Raw genomic sequence first — 17090 nt, 5'->3', positions numbered from 1 at the left:
TCACGCCGCAGCACATCTACGAGAACCTGCGCGGCTATGTGCAGGACAGCGGCGTTGGTGTGCCGTCCGACTTCGTGGCGAACCCGGCCGATCTGCCACCCCAGCCTGAGCAGCCGAACCCTGAGGTGGTGAAGGCGCAGACCGAAGGCCAAGTGCAGGCCGCTAAGGACCAGCAGGCGCATCAGCAAGCCATGAGCAAGCTGGAATTGCAGGCGCAGCAGATGGACGCTGAGAACGCGCTGAAGGCACGCCAGCAGGAGTTCAGCTTGGCTGCCGAGCGCGAGAAGGCCGGTCTTGATGCGGAACTGAAGCAGCGCCGAGCTGAACTTGAGGCCGCATTGGCGCAGCGCCAGCAGGACTTCGAGATGGATTTGGCTGAGCGCCGCTTCGCGTTCGACCAGAAGATGGCCAGAGCCAAGCAGGAACAGGCCGACGAGAGCGACAGCGACATTAGCTCGTATCGGCCGGGCGGAGATCTGGACCAATGACGGATCAGGTCGAGCTGCGCTGCTGGGCAATCGAAAAGGCCGTCGAGTGCGGCCGGTTCGGTGACTGTGTAGGCGCCGCTGCCGAGATTATGGCCTTTGTCCTTGGCGCCAAAATCGAATTCGTCCTGAATGAGCAGGAGAGCAGCAATGAGCGATGAAGCATTGCGCCAGGTGCGCGCCGATCGTGCGCAACAGACGCTGGCTGAGATTGCCGAGGCGATGAACGCCATTCGAGCAGGGCTGACCGACAATCTGGTCAAGGCCGCCAAGCAGGGGCGTCAGGACCGCGCCACAGACCTCATTGGTATGTCGCTGAAGTGCCTCGACAACCTTGAGGGCTATTTCGCAGCGGTCATTGCGGATGGCGAGGTCGCACGGCACGCGGCTGAGGCCGTGTCCGACCTTTCCCGTCTGAGCGTGGAGCAGCGCCGTTATGCAGCATATTGACCATGAGCGCGGCCGATGACGCCTATCAGCGCCTGCTTGCGGCCCGGCAATATTGGGAAGGCCTCTCCCCTGCCGCGCGCGAGGAATACGAAAAAGCCGAAAAAGCCAAGTCCGAGCGGGCGCGCATCAAGCGCCGCATGTGGAAGCCATTCTGAGGGAGCCTGACCATGGAATTCGAGAACACTGCTGATGACCAGAGCGTCGACCAGAACGCCGTCGCCCCCGAAGCGCAGGAAGGCACTGAAGCCCAGCCGCAGCCGGAGCAGGACGCCGGGGCCGAAGCCGTTGAGGGTGAAGATCAGCCCGGAGGCGACAGCACCGACGCCGTAGAGGCTGAGCCGATCGCCGCACCTGCCTCGTGGGCAAAAGATGCGAAGGAAATGTTCGCCAGCCTGCCGCGCGAGACGCAGGAGGTGATCGCCAAGCGCGAGCAGGAGCGCGACCGTTTCGTCACGGCGAAGGCGCAGGAAGCCGCCAACACCAAGCACAAGGTCGAGAGCGAAGCACGCAGCGCTCTTCAGACGATCATGCAGAACCATCAGACGGCCCTTCAGCAGTTCCTGCCCGAGGTTCCGCAGATGCCGGATCCTCGTTTGTTGAATACTGGTGATCCGCAACATCGGGACCTTTACTTCAACCAGAAAGCGCAGTATGATTACGCCGTTGCCCAGCGTGACCACATCGCGCAGCAAATCGAACAAGTCCAGCACCATGCTGGAGCCATCGCGCAGCAGCAGATGGAAGCCGATTTGCAGGCCGAACATCAGCTCTTGCACGATAAATTAGGTGACGAATGGTCCGACCCATCGTCGCGTGCGAAGCTCTTTGCTGACCTTGAGCCCATCGCAGCGGAACTCGGCTATTCGCAGGAAGTGATGGCGCAGGCTCGTGCCGCTGACATCCTCGCACTTCGCAAGATCGGTGACTGGCGTTCCGACGCTGAGAAATACCGCTCGCTGATGAAGAAGAAGATGGAGCCGGTTCGTGCAGCCAAGTCCCTTCCGCCCGCTGGACGCCCCGGTGTGACGGCTGCCGCACAGGCCCCGACCGATCCCGTGGCGCTCCTCTACCCCGACGACATCCGCCGCTAACGGAGGCCTGCATGGCCTCCACGCTCAAAGGGAGGCCACATGGCTACCATCGGTAATAGCTTTCTGGGGCTTGCGGACGTTTACCGCCGCTCGGACAACAACCGCAACATCGTGCCCGTCATCGAAGCGCTGAACATCGTCAACCCGCTCATGGAAGATGCGGTGATGATCGAGGCGAACCAGGGCACCAAGCACCTGTCGACCATCCGCACCGGCCTGCCGCAGGTCACCTGGGGCCGTCTGTATCAGGGCATTCCGCAGGGCAAGTCGACCACCACGCAGGTGGAAGACACGACCGGCTATTTCGAGGGCCTGTCGACCGTCGATGAGCGGCTGCTCCAGCTCAGCAAGAACCCCGGCGCCGTCCGCATGTCGGAAGCGCAGCCGTTCCTTGAGGCGATGAGCCAAGAGGCGACGACCAACTTCTTCTACGCCGACACCGCCACTACCCCCGAGCGCTTCAAGGGCATCGCCGCCCGTTACAACGCGATCGGCTCGTTTGGCGCTGGCAATCAGATCGTCGACGCTGGCGGCACCGGCAACGACAATACCAGCATCTGGTTCGTCACCTGGGGTGAGACGCAGACCTCGCTGATCTATCCGGAAGGCACCACCGCTGGCGTGTCGCGCGAGGACATGGGCCGTCAGCGCGTGCTCGACGACCTGGGTAATCCCTACTACGCCAAGGAGGAGTTGTTCCGTCAGCATATCGGCTGCCGCGTCGGTGACTGGCGCTTCAATGCGCGCATTGCCAACATCTCGGTCAGCGCGATGCAGGCGGGCTCGCTCGACCTCATGAAGTACCTTCGGTCGGCCTATTACAAGCTCCAGACGCGCCGCAACGGCAAGATCGGCAACGGCGGTATGGTTAGCCCTGGCAAGACCGTCATGTACGCCAACCGCACGGTTCTGGAATATCTGGACTCGCTCCAGACCAACAGCGGCGCGACCGACAACAAGGTCCGCCTGGTGCCTGACGAACTCGCGGGCAAGGAAGTGCTGACTTACCGCACGATGCCCATCCGTGAAACCGACAGCCTCATCAACGCGGAAGCCCGCGTCGTTGCGGCGTCGTAAGGGAGGATAGAGCAATGATTTTTGATCGTACCGAACTGTTCTCCGACCGCCAGCCCATCACGGCGTCGACGGCCTCCACCAATGTCTGGGATACCGGCGCAACCGGCACGTCCTATGGCCATGCGGCGCCGTTGCGTCGCGACATGGGCAAGGGCAATGAACTGCCGCTGGCCGTGCGCGTCGTGGAGTCGTTCAACAACCTGACCAGCCTGACGGTTGGCTATCAGGTGGCGGACGATGCAGCGTTCACGCAGAACGCTACCACCGTCATCACGGGCGGCCCGTACACGCTGGCTCAGCTTCAGTCGGGCGCAGCGCACATCCTGCCGGATGAAATCCCGGTGGGCGCTGATCGTCGCTATCATCGCCTGTTCTACACGGTGACCGGCACGGCGCCCACGCTGGGCCGCATTACGGCGGGCATCACCGCTGCCAATCAGACCAACCAGATCCTGTAAGGAGCGGATGACGTGACCAAGCGTAACCCCAAAGCCTACACGGCGCCGGAAGACGTTCACACGGCCGGCGCTTACCACAAGGCGGGCGACGTATTCGTGACGGATGCGGAGCCGAACGACAACTGGACTGAGGTCAAGCCGAAGGACGCGCATGCAATCCAGGCTGCGACCGAGAAGGTCCCGGCTGATGTCCCGTTGGAGAACCAGCCGATCGAAGCATTGCGCGCCCTCGCGCTCACGCTGAAGGTCGACCCGACCGGCATGGGCAAGAAGGATCTCGTGGCGGCCATCAAGGCAGCGAACGAGCCCTCGCTTTAATCTGATTAGGAGGCCGCTTCATGGCTATCGGACGCGAACCGTCAGGCGCTTACGAGGCGGCCTTCCCCATCACTTTACCCACGGGCAGTACTGGATATGCCCGTGCGGTGATTCCTGTCGACCAAAATGGCAACCCCATCAGCGGCGGCACCGGCACCGCCGCCAATCAGGTGCAAGGCACGAGTAGCCCCGGCACTGCGGATGACGGGTCTAACCCCGTCAAGATGGGCGCTGTGGCCGCTACGGCAGGCTCGCGTACGCTGACCCAAGGCCAGCGAACTGATCTACTGACAGACCTCTATGGCAATCTCACCGTAGCACTCCGCAACGGCGTCAATACCGCTCAGTGGAACGGCAACAATCAAGATGGCGTCGGTCAGCAAGCCTCGCCGAATCTGATTGATACAAACACCTACAACAAGGTGTTCAACGGATCTGGATGGGATCGCCAGCGGGGTGATGTAACCAGCGCTTACGCGAAGGCGCCGCCCCTTGCCGGTACGGACCGCAGCATCACCGCGTCTACGACGTCACAGACTCTCATGGCGTCGAACACCATCCGGTCGCGTATCCTGATCCGCAACGACAGCACAGTCGACGTGTGGGTCAATTTCGGCGCGACAGCTGTGGCAACCGCCGGCGGGGGCAATTTCAAGATTGCGGCAAATGGTGGGTCGCTTGATCTTCAGGGAACGTCGAGCGCCGTGAATATCATTGCCGCGTCTGCCACCGCAGCCATCAGCGCGAGGGAATGGTAATGGACGAACAGTTGATCGTAGAAGCTGAAGCCCCGGCCCCCGAACCGCTCCCGACATTCGCTGACTTGCCTATCGACGAGAAAGCAGGAACGACGCTGTCCGGCCCTGGTATCGGCGGCAAAGCGAAGTGGGCGCAGTTTGTCGAGCCGACGCGCGACGGACAGCCTTGGTGCGGGTGGGAAGACGCTGAAGCCATGCTTGTTGCCAACGCCCAAGCGTCAATGCGCGGCCAAGGTGGCCTGACGCCCGCCGGTTACAAGGTCACGCGCGACGACTCCAAGATGCTGCTGACGCTGGAACTGGTATGATGGGCTTTTCGGAGCCGTCGCCGTCAATGGCGTCGATCGCCAGTGCACTGATCGATACAGGAACGCCCGCGCCGGAGAAGACTGGTGGCGCGGGCGGCAGCCAAGCTATGGCACAGGGGGCGGGGCATCAGCACCCGCGCCTGACGAGCACTACCTACGCCACGCTCGATGGCACTGGCCAAGCCACGGTGACGTTCAGCCGCACGTTCGTGAACAAGCCGGGCCTGAACTTGACCGAGACGGATGCTACTGCGTCAACACAGCCTCTGGTCCTGCGCGGGCTGGCATGGCAGCGTGATAGTAACGGCCTTTATACCGGCGTGACGATTCAGGGGCAGCGGGCGCAGCTTATGCCTGCCATCACCCCGCTTTCTGGCGCGCTGACGCTGGTGACGCAAGTCGTTGCCGGTGTGAACGCGATTGTGACGGCGCTCACCAATTACAACGTCTTCGCTGGGAACGCGGCGGGCGCGACTGTCTCAGTAATTGCTGTTGCACGCTCGGATGTGAGTGCTGCATGACCATCTTCATCGAGGCCCAGCAGCTATCGAACCTGACCAACTATGTTGGGCTGGTGACGAGCGTACAGCGCTGGCTGAACCGCACCGATTTGCAGGACGATGTGCCGGACTTCATCCGCTTGGCAGAGGCGCGATTCCGTCGTGTGCTGGTCATGCCGGATCAGGAAGTCGCGGTAACGGTGACCCCTGCCGCGTCCGTGCCGCTGCCCGTTGACTTCGACAGCATGAGGTCACTCGGCATTCCCGGCTATGCGCCGATGGATCAGGTGTCGCCTGCCAATTTTACGGCATTGCCGCTCAACCCTGACGGCATGCCCATGATAGCCCAGCCGACGAAATTCATGATCGCGGCGGGAGCCATGCAGTTCTGGCCTGCGCCGGACAAGGCCTATGCGGTGAACATGGTGTACCGGGTCAACCTCCCGTCGCTAGGGCCATCTCTGGACAGCAATTGGCTGCTCGCCAAGCATCCTGACGTTTACCTTTACGGAACGATTCTCCAGGCAGAGGCTTACGGCTGGAATGATGAGCGCGTCCCGCTGATTAAGGCGGCCCTAGACGAGGCACTTGGCGAGGTCATGCAGTCCGGCACGCGCCAGCGTTATGGCGCAGGCCCGCTGTCCATGAAGCCCGCAACTAGCGAGCGCATTGGTCTTCTCCGGTGAAGCAACGCATCATCTTCGGGGCTTATTCGCCTGACAACGCGCAGTTTTTGACGGACGGCCTGTCGGGCATCGTGAACGCCTACCCGACCGCGAACGGATATGCTCCAGTCGGGCAATTCGAGGCCGTCACCGATAACCTGCCCGCAAAGTTCAATGGCGGCGCGGCGTTTGTGGACAGCGCAGAGACGGGCACGCTCATCGCGGGCACGACAAGCAACCTGTATCGCTATGCGGCTGGCTGGACCAGCATCGTAAACGGCTTGGCGCTCACCAATCGCTGGCGGTTCACGCAGTTCGGGGACATGGCGATAGCGGTCAACGGTGGCGCTACATATGCCGTCGACTTGCTTGCTGGAACGGCTTCTGCGGTGTCGGGCGCGCCTACCGCTACCGATGTAGCCACCGTGCGAGATTTCGTCGTCTATGGCGGCGCAAACGGCAATGACGCGCTGGTTCAGTGGTCGGGGTTCAACGATTACACCAAGAACACGCCGGGGCAGGATCAGGCGGGGTTTCAACCCATGCTTGATGGTGGTGGCGTGCAGGGAATCTGCGGCGGTGAATATGGCATCATCGTTCAGCGATCAGCCGTCCGACGTATGACCTATACGGGCGGGGATTTCGTCTGGCAGTTCGACGTGATCGCGCCGGAGGTTGGGGCTATCTCGAAAGGCTCAATCGCGCAGAGCGGGCGTCGGGTATATTTCCTGTCCGATCGCGGTTTCATGTACTGCGACGGCAACGACGTGACGCCGATCGGTGCCGAGCGCGTGGATGACACATTCTTCAAGAGTTATAGCCGCGCGCAGCTCGATACGATGTACGCGGCGATCGATCCGCGCCGGACGACGGTGGCATGGCTGGTGCCTGGTTCTCCGGGGAAGCTGTGGGTCTATAACTGGCAGCTGGACCGCTGGACGATCATCGTCCTTGATGCGATCGGCCTGTTCAGCGGCTTCACCTCGTCCATCACGCTCGAGCAGCTGAACACGCTGTATCCTGGCGGTTTAGAGACGGTGCCGTTTAGCCTCGACAGCACGCGCTTTTCAGGCGGAGATCCGCTGTTGCTGCTGGCGAATGCCCAAGGCGCTATCGGCGCGCTGTCCGGTACGAATATGGCTGCCTCGCTGACCACTGCCTATGTCGAATATGCCGATGGGCGCGGCACTCGGCTGCGAGCGATCCGCCCCATTACTGATGCCACGGATGGCATCACCATCACTATGGATTGTCGCCAGCGGCTTGGCGACATAACTGGCCTTACCTCACGCTCGACACTGATGCCGTCAGGTGACGTGCCTGTCCGCGCTTCGGGCAGGTATATCGCGCTGACCATGGCGATGGACGCCGGAGCCGTGTGGCAGAGCGTCCAAGGCGTCGAGCCGATCTATGCGGTAGGAGGTGGACGATGATCCTCCGCGTTCCAGTTACCGCCGCCAACATTGTTGAGTGGGTCCGCCTCGCTGCGAACGCCATCAACCAGTTGATCGTCGGGCAAGAGAAGTTGGTGCCGCAGGATACGCCATTCCCAGGGCCTTTCGCGGATGATGCGGCGGCTTCGGATGGCGGGGTTAAGGTGGGGTCGACCTATCGCAAGCCGGATGGGTCAATTTGGTGGCGTCAAGCCTAAACTGTAGACTTGTACGGCACTATCCGCTATAGTTCGCCTGTGCCCAGCGCCTTGCGCAGCCATCTCCACTTGGAAAGGATGGCATGGGCACGACTTCATTGCAGATCGGGTATATCGAAAAACCGCTGAGAACGGCTGCATGGCCGCGCCTGCGCGAAATGCTCACCCCTGCCTTGAAGACCGGCAATCTGTCCTGGCGCGAAATTGTCGATGGCCTGTCCAGCGATGACATGCGCGTCGTGGCGATCCGCAAAGGAGGTGATCCCGATCTACTGGCGTGCGCGGTGGTAAGGTCTGCGCTCACTCCTGACGGGGAGGCCTTGGAAATCGTCGCGGCGGCAGGTTCGCAGTATCGCGTATGGGCAGCCTGGGGCTTGAACGCGCTCCAACAGGCTGCCCGAAACGCTGGCATGAGCGGCGTGCAATTTACCGGCCGTAAGGGCTGGCAGCGCGTCTTCCCGCAAATCGCCGTAGCAGGCGACATCATGAAGGTGCCTGCATAATGGGCGGCAAGACCACGACCACATCGGGTCCATCGAAAGCGGCCCTTCCCTATTTGAACAGCGCTACAACCGCGACGCAGAACGCCTATAACCAGTCGCAAGGGTTGGCAGACCAGTCGGTCGGCATCTTGCAGCAGAACCTGCCCGGCGTTGTCGAGCGCACCATCAACAACCCGCTGCTCGGAGCGGCGTCGGGCTACACCTCCGACGTGCTGGGAGGCAAGTACCTGACCGGCAACCCGTTGCTGAGTCAGCAAATCGCCAACACTAACGAAAGCGTCACGAATGGCGTTAACAGCGCGCTCGGGTCGCGTGGCCTCGCTGGTGGTAGCGCCGCGTCCCAGATCCTGGCGCGCGAGCTGGCCAAGAATGAGACGAATTTGCGTTATACCGACTACAACAACGAGCGGACGCGCATGGACCAGGCTGTTGGCAATGCCACGGCGCTGAACGGGGCGGACAACCAGAACTTGGCCGCGCTGCTCACCTATCTGACCGGCATGACCAACTTGCCGCAGGGCGTGGCCAACAACTACGCGGGGTCGATCGGCTCGCTGTGGGGCAATTCCACTACCACAACGCAGAAGCAGAGCCCGTCGCTCGGGGCCATTCTCGGCCAGATCGCGGGCAATGTCGCTTCGTCCGCACGGTTTGGGGGCTGACATGCCAAACATGGGTGCACCGATGGGGTTGTTCTTCCGGGGCTTTGGTCAGAAACCGAACTATGGTGGCCCGATCGGCGGCATGTCTCAGCCCGCGATGCCGCAGTTGCCCGAGGACAAAGGCTTCTTCTCGCGCGGCGGGATGGGCGTGCAACTTCTCGGATCGATCGGTGACGCGGTATCGTCTGCCTATGGCGGAGGCACGCCTTTTGCGGCCACGCAGAACCAATTTCGCCAGCGCCAGCAGCAATTGCAGGACTATCGCATGAAGCAGGCTGACGAGATGGCGCAGTGGACCGCTCAGCAGGAGTGGGAGCGGGCGCATCCGAAGCCGGTCAACAACGACACGGTGAACGATTACCGCTTCATCGAACAGCAGTTGGGTCCGGAAGCCGCCAAGCAGTATCTCGGCAACGTTGCGGCTGGTCCGGTGACGGCTATCGACGGCTTTGATGCGCAGGGCAACCCGACCAAGACGTTCTTGCCGCGTGGATCGTTCAATCAGAAACCGGCTGCATCCACGCCTCCGGCTGGCGCGATCGATTATCTGCGCAAGAACCCTGGCTTGGCGGCGCAGTTCGACCAGAAGTACGGCGCGGGCGCATCGCAGCGCATCTTGCAGGGAGGTGCGGCCCCGATCGGGTCGCAGACCTTTCCCTGACCCGTTCAAAGCGCCTGGCACGATGACCAGCGGGCGCCGCACCGTCGAGGGCAACCGTCTGGTTGGCGGCGTGCCGAACAGCAGCCACCTGTCTGGCGATGGCGTTGATTATGCGGGCACGAACATGGCCGCCTTGCGCGCCTATTATGGCCCCGGCGCGCGGATGCTGAACGAGGGCGATCATATCCATGTGACGCTGCCCGGCTATGGCCGCGTCCCCTATTTTGGCCGTCGCGGAACGGTTGGAGCACGCTGATGCAAAAGAACCCTTTCGACCAGTTTGATGATGCTGCCGCCAGCAATCCGTTCAACACGTTCACGACCAACCGCGACCCGCTGGCGGTGCGTCGGGATGAGCGGGCCTCGAATGCAGACGATCGCGCTGCCAATGCCGACGCGCGGGCGGCTGATGCGGCTATCATTCAGGCACGTCGTGCCAATCAGCAGTATCAGCAGGACGCAGCGACTTGGGAGGCAACGAAACTTAAGGCAGAAGCCGATGCGCGCAAGGCAGTTGCGGATGCCGCTAAAGCCGAACGTGAAAACGGCGGGAAGAAGGCGCCAGACGAATTGGCGGCTGTTCGTGCGGAGGCTATTGATAAGATCAAGCTAGCGCGCAGCCTTCAGCAGCGGTCGCGCGATGGTTGGTTTACCACAGGGTTTGGTGCTGGAATTGCAGGGCGCATCGGCGGCACACCGGCTTATGATTTAGCGCAAGATACTGAAACGCTGAAGAATGCGGGTGCATTGACCCGCATCATGGAAATGGCGCGAGAGAACGGCGGGAAGAACCCTCTGACGCCGCTTTCGAACAGCGACTTCCAGGCTCTGGCGAGCAGTCTTTCGAACTTGGAAACGGGGCAGTCCGACGATCAGTATCAGCGCAATGTCCAGAGGGTCATTGACCTCTACAAACGCGCGTACAAGGGTGCTGGCGGCATTGATATAGAGGGGGATATTGACCCTTCAAAGCGAAATCGCAAGCCCGTTCCTGGCGCTATCGCCACCGGACGTTTTGAAGCTGCGACTGGCGCAAGCCGCCAAGAACGCGATCCGGTTGCGTCAAGCATCATTGACCGCGTGGTGCGTCAAGGTGGCAGTCTTGACACGCTGAACACGACGTTGGCCAACCTCGGCTACGCGCCTGTCGAGCAAAAGTCGTTTGATGCGGCCCGTCAGCATTTCCAGCAGAACCCAAACTACATGGGCAGCTATGGCGACGCGACGAGGACGGTTGAAAACAGTGCATGGGAGAAAGTTTCCAGCTCGCCAGTTGCCGCTGCCTCAGTGGGCCTTACGAATGGCCTAACCGGTGGGGCGGCGGATGAGCTATTTGGCCTCGGGCGGGCTGCTTTCACGGGCATGCCAGTTGGCCAAGCGATTGCGGAGGCCAACGCAGCCAAGGGTGCGCTTTCGGAGGCGAACTGGAAGTCGTCACTCGCAGGCAACCTAGTCGGGGGCGGTTTAGGCTTCCTAGGTGCCGGGTCTGGCGTGCGCGCCTTGGGTCTTGGCGCTCGCTTCTCCCCATACCTTGGCAGCGCTGCATACGGAGCTGCATCGGGGGCGCTCGAAAACAATGATAACCGCTTTCTGGGGGTTGGTTTAGGTGCTGCCACTGGCCTAGCGGGGCAGAAACTTGGCGATCTCGCCGCAAAGGGCATCGGCGCCGCAATTCGCACTCAGCCTGGACAGGCCGCGACCAATGCCGTCCGCAGCTATTTCGGTCGCGCGCCCTTGCCCTCCGCTGCGCCACTGAATGCCGCTGATACGATCGCAGCCAACACAATCAACCGTATTGGCGCGGACAACATCCGCACGCCACTGACGGAAGCTGTTGACCTCGGCATTCCTATGTCGCTGGTCGACACCAACCCCGCCTTGCGCGAACTTGGCGGTGCTGCGGTTCGTCGCTCGCCTGCTGCTTCCCAGATCGCGGAAGACGCGCTGATCCCGCGTAACCGGGGGCAGTATGACCGTTTCGTCAGCTCGGTGGAGCGCGACTTAGGGCCGTCCGCCAACATCCCGCAGATGAGCGACGACCTGACCCGCCAGGCACAGGCGGCAGCGGCTCCGCTGTACGAGCAGGCATACCGCCAGCCGGTCACGTCGACGCCGGAGCTGGAGAGCCTGCTGAACACGCCGTTCGGGCGTAGTGCAACCGGTCGCGCCCGCACGATCGCTGCCAATGAGCGCCGCAACCCGGTGGAAATGGGGTTCGTTCAGGAGGCGGACGGCACCGTGCGGCTGAACCCCGTTCCGACGCAGCAGATCGACGCCGTTGCCCGCGCCCGCGCTGACCTTGACGCGGCGCAGGCGGCGTATCGCGAGGCACGCGATAGCCCGGCGGGGAGCTTGGACAGCGTTCGCACCCGTGTCGCAAACGCCCGTGAAGGCCTGCGGCAGGCAGAGGCGTTGTTCAATGCCGCCCCGCGCGCCGGGGAAGCCATGCGTCAGCCTGGGTACACCACGCAGACGCTCGACTATGTGAAGCGCGGCATGGACGACGTGCTGGAGCAATACCGCAACCCGATCACCAACCGGCTGGTCCTTGATGAGGCGGGCCGGGCGCAGAACGGCGTCAAGAACAATCTGCTGTCGGAGTTGGACCGCCTGAACCCCACCTATGCTCAGGCGCGAGGCGTGTATCAGGGGCCGGTCGCGTCGCGTGACGCACTCATCCGTGGGCAGGATGCTTATACGCTCCCCACCGATCAGCTTGCGGTGCAGGTCGGGCGGCAGACGCCAGAGCACCTTGGCCAAATGCGGCTTGGCTTTCAAGACTCGCTTCTGAAACGCGCTGCTGGTATGCGTGACAATGCCAACCCGTTTGAGGCTACGCTGGGCACGCCTGCCATGCGAGCGCGGCTTGATACGCTGTACGACAGCAATGCGAACGTGCCGCGCCTCCTGCGTACCCGCGACATTGAGGGCGGCTTGCAGCAGACGACGAACGCAATTCTCGGCAACTCGCGCACCGCCCGTAATCAGATTGCGGATGCCAATTTCTCGACCAATCCGCTGCTGGAAGGCTCGCTGCACGCAGGTGCCGCACTAGCGACTGGCGGGGCATCGCTACCGGGTACTGCCGCCCGAGTTGCTGGTACGTGGGCGCGCGATCGTCTGGCGCTCGGGATGGGGAAGCAGGCTGAGGCTAAGGCGGAAGCGCTGGCGCCGTTGCTGTTCGACACCAACCCACGCGCCGCGTTGTCGTCTCTTGATGATGTAATGGGACGTTATGTCGATTGGCAGGCGCTGGTCGAAGCGTCGCGGCCGAAGCGGCTGGGGATGATGTTCAACGGGTTTGCGACGAACAGCGTCAACCGTGCTGGTGCTGGGCAGTGATCATCGCGTCAATCGCTATATATCCGTAGATGGCGCAGAAAATGCAGATAGACACAACAGACAGAACTACGCAGCGTTCAAGCCGCTTAATTTTTAGGTCTGGTACATAGCGTCCACGCCAATCCCGACTTGCCGTCACGATATGCCGTGACTTTTTCCATGCACTATACCGATCCAGCGAAAACAGCAGAAAATTGCCAATCATGACGCTGCCCATGATCTGGATTGCGTTTATCCATGTCATTTCGGCAAAATTTGCGCTGGGGCGCACCTATACTCGCGTGCTGGGTTCGCTTGCTTAAAGCCAGATAAGGCTTTTTGGCATTCGGATAGATCATCGTTGATGTAGCCGAACACCAAAGCAGTCCTATCCCACTGCCCCGTCACAACGCTTTTTGTTTCAATCCATTGGTCGACAGATTGTCCAATCTGATGCTTCGCGACATATGTTTCAAAAGCATTTTGTTCGTCAGTGGCTGACCGATCAGCGCAGCCACCTATAGAGAAGCCGAGCAGAGCTATCAGCATTGCGTCGCGCATCATTGTCATACCCTCATCCTACCCCATTCCAGCCCTACGGGAAACCCACTAATCCTTGCGCCCCGCCCCAACATCCTGTAAGTAAACCGACACAGGCCCAGCGCTCGCGCAGCCGTTTCCCCAGACGAAACGGAGATACGCGTTGGCCTTCAGCGATTGGAACACAGATGCGAGCCAGAACACGACCGTAGGGTCCGTGTTCATTGGTGAGAACTGCCCGCCGGGCAACCTCAACAACATGGGCCGCGAGATCATGGCGCAGCTTCGCGCTGCGTTCAGTCGCACGCTTGGCACGTTCTTCGCATCTAACACGATCGCTGACGCGCGTACTGCGCTAAAGGCCGTTGGCACCGAAGGCGCTGACCAAATGACTGGCAATTTGGTACGCCAGGGGGCTGGTCCGCATGTCTACCACACGACTGCCGCTTTCACTTCGGGGCGCATCTTCGTGACTGCGGCGGGGGCTGCTGACCCGACCAGCCAGCCAGGCGATATCTGGATTATCCTCTCGTGACGCTGCGGCTGCGCGATACCGCGACACTGCGCACCGCAACGGAAGTGCGCGCCCGCAAGTCGGATGGCGCGCTGATGTCGGTCGACCGCATGATGATCCGCACAGTCAATGGCCTGTCGCAGTTCTACCGGCGCGGCCTTCGTCTGTCCGCGTCCCCCGATAGCGCCAGCGGCTTCGGCATGAACCGAACCGGACCGATCTACACCAACACGGTGCAGGTCGCGGTGGAGGGCGGCACGGCCCCCTATACCTATTCGTGGATGCCGAGCAGCGGCATCTTCGTCAACAGCCCTACGTCTGCCGCTACCTCATTCGGCGGGAACCCTCCGGCGATCGCTGGTGAAATTGACGGATCGGCCACCTGCACCGTCACCGATAGCAACGGCCTTAGCCAGTCGGTCACGGTGCCCATCAACATCTATCGTGAAAGCGGCGCCTGATGCTGAAGTACGACAACACCGTCTCCAGCCAGGTCGACGGCAAGCCCATCTATGGCGCTCAGGTCACCGTTTACACGGCAGATACGGACACGCCCGCGCTGGCGACGATCTTTGCGGATGAGGCAGGCACGACGCCGCTTTCGCAACCGATCCTCACCGATCAGCTGGGCTATTTTGCGTTCTACATCGGTGACGGCAAATACAACATCCGCGTGATGACGGGCGCGGTCGAGATCAGCCGTACGAATATCACGATGGTGGACACGCTTCAGCTGAAACAGCGCGCGCTAATCGTTCCGGTGAACGAGGACGGCGGGACGCTCCCCCCGGCTGATCAGCGGCAGAATAAGCTGCTCGGCTTCGATAGCGGTGGCAACCCGACGATGGCGGTGCCGAATAGCTTTGAAGGCCCCACCGGCCCCGCCAACAGCACGTACCCATCGCTTCCCGCATTCAAGGCTGCTGACCCAACGAACGCAAGTTTCATCCGCGCAGACACAACAAATCCCAGCACCTATACCTTGGTGCAGGGCGATTTCAGCGCAGACGTCAACGATGTCGATGTGGTCGCGCTGAACAATATTCCCGCCAGCCAAGCAGCTGCCGTTCAGGATACGTCGCTCTACGTGCCTACTTTCGACAGGCTATCTCGGACGATCGTCGGGCAAGCCTATGACGCTATCGAGACCGGTGGTTACGATACGAAGGGTATCGGCGGCGGTCGTTACAATCGGCTGACCGGCCCCGGCCCTTTCGTTGCCACGCGTTGGCGTCGGCAGTCCCGCAACGGTGCCTGGTTTGAGAAAGATGAGCGCGTCACCGATGTAACGCATTTCGGTGCGAAAGGTGATGGTTCGGATAGCACGGCGGCAATGCTGGCCGCGTTCGCATGGCTGAACGAGCGCGAAGGCCGGACGCTAAATGTCCCACGTGGTTCCTTTGTGTTTTCCCAGGATTTGCGCGTGACAAGTCACTTTGCCACGATCATCGGCGAGGGAAAATCTGCCTCAATGTTGTCAGGTCGGCAAGGCGCGAAAATCGTTCTCGGCACTGCAACGATTGTCGGGCATGAAGCCGATGGGCGACCTATTAGGACGGCAGATGGGAAAGTGCTATTCCCGCGCCTGCATGGCATTGGCATTAAACCGGACGGGCTTTATTCTCAATCCTGTCTGTATCTCGAACATTGCGACAATGCTGTACTGTCAGAACTCGACGTCGGTCCATTCAGCGCCGGTCCCGGCGCCGTTATTGACGGGATCCGAACGAACTGGGTTCAGTGGACATCGTTCGATCACGTCTTCGTGAACGTTAACAACTTTGCGCTGGACATCATCCTGCATTGGGAAGCCGATGAGAACGAAGATCACTTTTTTATCAACGCGTGCCAGTTTTACATTGGAAAGCAGCCGGTAAGCGGTGCGATACCAGCCTGCATCCATATTTACCGCGAAGCCAATCGGTCCGCGCCATTCTGGAATTTCCACATTTTCGGGCGAACGCACTTTCTGGGCTGGAAATCGGCAGACAACCCCGTGCCAGGTGGTCCAATCGACACCAGTGGCATCCAGCTTGAAAGTCCGAATGACGGCGGCATTCACGGTACGATAGCAGGTTTTTCGATTGATGAATGCTTCTTTGAGGATGTGACCTATCCGATCGACATGAAGCGCAAGCTCGGAGAGGGCGCGAACGAGGGGTGCTCTCTCAAGGTTAGCAATACCACCTTCATGCGCGGCGCTATTTCCATGTGGGGACGCGATTCGACAAAGCAATTCATAGCCTTAGACGGCTGCGAATTTGTTGATATGGCTTCAGTGGTTGAGAACATCACGCTAAATGCTGGAAATAGGAACCGCCGACACAATACGCCGGTATTCGATACGCTCGGCTTTTTCGGCAGGCACCGCTATATCTACCTCGACAGCATGGATGGTGTGACGTGGTTCGCAGAAGGTGTTGCCACCGTGGCATCTGGAGCTACGGAAGTGTCGATCTCCTATGCTGTTTCGGCTCAGTACGGTTACGAAGTCGTAACTGACCTCTTAGCGCCAAATTGGGCGACGTCCGTTGGCATGGACAACCCAACGCCAACCAGCGCGAATATTCGCTTTGGTACGGCTGCCCCTGCCGGGGCACGCGTACGTTGGCGGGTCAAAATCGTTTGATAGGAGCAAGCAATGAATATAGTCGCAACTGTCGGCCGGATTGATCCAGTCATAGAAACTGAATTTACAGAGGGGGTTCCTCAACAAGTTCACGGTATTGTCGTTTATCTGAACGTTGGACAAGAGCCTATGAGCCGAAGCGGCTACATTATGCTGGGGCCAATCATTTCTGACAACGAGTTATCCTCAATGTTCAGAATTGGTCAAACCGTTACCTTGAATATTTCGGCTTCCTGATGCGACGGCTGGGCGCTACCCAGCTAGGAGAATGAAAATGGACCATCCGCAGCACTGCCAGCATCTGGCGGAGCAAATCGCCACCGAGACGGACGAAGCGAAGCGCGAGCGACTGCGTGAGCGATTCCGGGATGAATGCCGTGACGGCGTGCTGGACGCGGGCGATGACGACGCGATCGTGCAGCCGCTCAGTGGTGGCGGTGGGACGACGAATCCTACCCAGCCCGGCCCGAAGCCGAAGCTGCCGTAATGCTATCTCTCG

The 17090-nt window shown here is 60.8% G+C and carries 25 protein-coding genes; 24 read left to right on the top strand and 1 reads right to left on the bottom strand.

Annotated elements, in window-relative coordinates; all coding sequences use genetic code 11:
* From SP5_RS19520 to SP5_RS12070, 19 genes are all read left to right on the top strand, one after another.
* Window positions 1-488 (top strand): hypothetical protein (locus SP5_RS19520; protein WP_042488969.1); only part of this gene is annotated, 488 nt, incomplete at its 5' end.
* Entirely contained in the window at window positions 485-646 is a 162-nt protein-coding gene (locus SP5_RS19200; RefSeq protein ID WP_157013707.1) for a hypothetical protein, read from the top strand. The genes SP5_RS19520 and SP5_RS19200, both read left to right, overlap by 4 nt.
* Complete coding sequence (locus SP5_RS12145; RefSeq protein ID WP_042488967.1) at window positions 636-935, top strand: hypothetical protein; 300 nt, start codon at window positions 636-638, stop codon at window positions 933-935. The genes SP5_RS19200 and SP5_RS12145 overlap by 11 nt, the downstream gene beginning before the upstream one ends.
* Before the next feature lie 2 nt (window positions 936-937).
* Window positions 938-1090 (top strand): hypothetical protein, encoded by a 153-nt coding sequence (locus SP5_RS19195; protein WP_157013706.1) that lies wholly within the window; start codon window positions 938-940, stop codon window positions 1088-1090.
* A gap of 12 nt (window positions 1091-1102) precedes the next feature.
* Window positions 1103-2026, top strand: coding sequence for a hypothetical protein (locus SP5_RS12140; protein ID WP_042488964.1), 924 nt, complete (start codon window positions 1103-1105; stop codon window positions 2024-2026).
* 39 nt (window positions 2027-2065) lie between these two features.
* Window positions 2066-3103 carry a major capsid protein gene (locus SP5_RS12135; RefSeq protein ID WP_042488961.1) on the top strand — a complete coding sequence of 346 codons (1038 nt, stop codon included), beginning with the start codon at window positions 2066-2068 and terminating at the stop codon, window positions 3101-3103.
* Window positions 3104-3117: 14 nt separating this feature from the next.
* On the top strand, window positions 3118-3561 hold the full coding sequence (locus SP5_RS12130; RefSeq protein WP_042488958.1) for a Bbp16 family capsid cement protein: 444 nt from the start codon (window positions 3118-3120) through the stop codon (window positions 3559-3561).
* 12 nt (window positions 3562-3573) lie between these two features.
* Window positions 3574-3879: a hypothetical protein gene (locus SP5_RS12125; protein WP_042488954.1), complete on the top strand. Its 306-nt coding sequence runs from the start codon at window positions 3574-3576 to the stop codon at window positions 3877-3879.
* 20 nt (window positions 3880-3899) lie between these two features.
* Window positions 3900-4637, top strand: a complete 738-nt coding sequence (locus SP5_RS19190) for a hypothetical protein (RefSeq protein ID WP_157013705.1) — start codon at window positions 3900-3902, stop codon at window positions 4635-4637.
* The gene (locus SP5_RS12115; protein WP_042488948.1) at window positions 4637-4945 is read left to right on the top strand and encodes a hypothetical protein; all 309 of its coding nucleotides are present in this window, start codon (window positions 4637-4639) and stop codon (window positions 4943-4945) included. Before SP5_RS19190 ends, SP5_RS12115 begins: the two co-directional genes overlap by 1 nt.
* A gap of 26 nt (window positions 4946-4971) precedes the next feature.
* Window positions 4972-5466: a hypothetical protein gene (locus tag SP5_RS12110; RefSeq protein WP_042488946.1), complete on the top strand. Its 495-nt coding sequence runs from the start codon at window positions 4972-4974 to the stop codon at window positions 5464-5466.
* On the top strand, window positions 5463-6131 hold the full coding sequence (locus SP5_RS12105) for a phage adaptor protein (protein ID WP_042488943.1): 669 nt from the start codon (window positions 5463-5465) through the stop codon (window positions 6129-6131). The genes SP5_RS12110 and SP5_RS12105 overlap by 4 nt, the downstream gene beginning before the upstream one ends.
* Entirely contained in the window at window positions 6128-7543 is a 1416-nt protein-coding gene (locus SP5_RS12100; RefSeq protein ID WP_042488940.1) for a hypothetical protein, read from the top strand. The genes SP5_RS12105 and SP5_RS12100 overlap by 4 nt, the downstream gene beginning before the upstream one ends.
* Window positions 7540-7761, top strand: a complete 222-nt coding sequence (locus SP5_RS12095; RefSeq protein WP_042488938.1) for a hypothetical protein — start codon at window positions 7540-7542, stop codon at window positions 7759-7761. The genes SP5_RS12100 and SP5_RS12095 overlap by 4 nt, the downstream gene beginning before the upstream one ends.
* A gap of 83 nt (window positions 7762-7844) precedes the next feature.
* A complete protein-coding gene (locus SP5_RS12090) occupies window positions 7845-8264 on the top strand; it encodes a hypothetical protein (RefSeq protein WP_042488936.1) in 420 nt (139 codons plus the stop codon).
* Window positions 8264-8926: a hypothetical protein gene (locus SP5_RS12085; protein WP_042488933.1), complete on the top strand. Its 663-nt coding sequence runs from the start codon at window positions 8264-8266 to the stop codon at window positions 8924-8926. The genes SP5_RS12090 and SP5_RS12085 overlap by 1 nt, the downstream gene beginning before the upstream one ends.
* A 22-nt stretch (window positions 8927-8948) precedes the next feature.
* Entirely contained in the window at window positions 8949-9587 is a 639-nt protein-coding gene (locus SP5_RS19515) for a hypothetical protein (RefSeq protein WP_167334709.1), read from the top strand.
* Window positions 9553-9843 (top strand): D-Ala-D-Ala carboxypeptidase family metallohydrolase, encoded by a 291-nt coding sequence (locus tag SP5_RS19510; RefSeq protein ID WP_281177324.1) that lies wholly within the window; start codon window positions 9553-9555, stop codon window positions 9841-9843. The genes SP5_RS19515 and SP5_RS19510 overlap by 35 nt, the downstream gene beginning before the upstream one ends.
* A complete protein-coding gene (locus SP5_RS12070) occupies window positions 9843-12929 on the top strand; it encodes a hypothetical protein (protein ID WP_042488923.1) in 3087 nt (1028 codons plus the stop codon). The genes SP5_RS19510 and SP5_RS12070 overlap by 1 nt, the downstream gene beginning before the upstream one ends.
* 240 nt (window positions 12930-13169) lie before the next feature.
* Here the strand turns inward: SP5_RS12070 and SP5_RS19185 are convergent, their stop codons facing one another.
* Window positions 13170-13472, bottom strand: coding sequence for a hypothetical protein (locus SP5_RS19185; RefSeq protein WP_157013703.1), 303 nt, complete (start codon window positions 13470-13472; stop codon window positions 13170-13172).
* A 139-nt stretch (window positions 13473-13611) separates the two neighbouring features.
* Here SP5_RS19185 and SP5_RS12065 point away from each other — a divergent pair, with 139 nt between their 5' ends.
* Genes SP5_RS12065 through SP5_RS12050 form a run of 5 tightly spaced genes read left to right on the top strand, consistent with a single transcriptional unit; the run spans window position 13612 to window position 17078 of the window.
* On the top strand, window positions 13612-13983 hold the full coding sequence (locus tag SP5_RS12065) for a hypothetical protein (RefSeq protein WP_042488920.1): 372 nt from the start codon (window positions 13612-13614) through the stop codon (window positions 13981-13983).
* Window positions 13980-14423 (top strand): hypothetical protein, encoded by a 444-nt coding sequence (locus tag SP5_RS12060; RefSeq protein WP_042488917.1) that lies wholly within the window; start codon window positions 13980-13982, stop codon window positions 14421-14423. Before SP5_RS12065 ends, SP5_RS12060 begins: the two co-directional genes overlap by 4 nt.
* On the top strand, window positions 14423-16591 hold the full coding sequence (locus tag SP5_RS18540) for a pectate lyase family protein (RefSeq protein WP_052811524.1): 2169 nt from the start codon (window positions 14423-14425) through the stop codon (window positions 16589-16591). The genes SP5_RS12060 and SP5_RS18540 overlap by 1 nt, the downstream gene beginning before the upstream one ends.
* 12 nt (window positions 16592-16603) lie before the next feature.
* A complete protein-coding gene (locus SP5_RS19180; protein ID WP_157013702.1) occupies window positions 16604-16828 on the top strand; it encodes a hypothetical protein in 225 nt (74 codons plus the stop codon).
* 37 nt (window positions 16829-16865) lie between these two features.
* Window positions 16866-17078, top strand: a complete 213-nt coding sequence (locus SP5_RS12050; RefSeq protein WP_042488914.1) for a hypothetical protein — start codon at window positions 16866-16868, stop codon at window positions 17076-17078.
* Window positions 17079-17090 lie beyond the last annotated feature (12 nt).

Source organism: Sphingomonas parapaucimobilis NBRC 15100, from assembly GCF_000787715.1.
GTDB classification, from domain to species: Bacteria; Pseudomonadota; Alphaproteobacteria; order Sphingomonadales; family Sphingomonadaceae; genus Sphingomonas; species Sphingomonas parapaucimobilis.
This window is presented reverse-complemented; position numbering and strand designations above follow the sequence as displayed.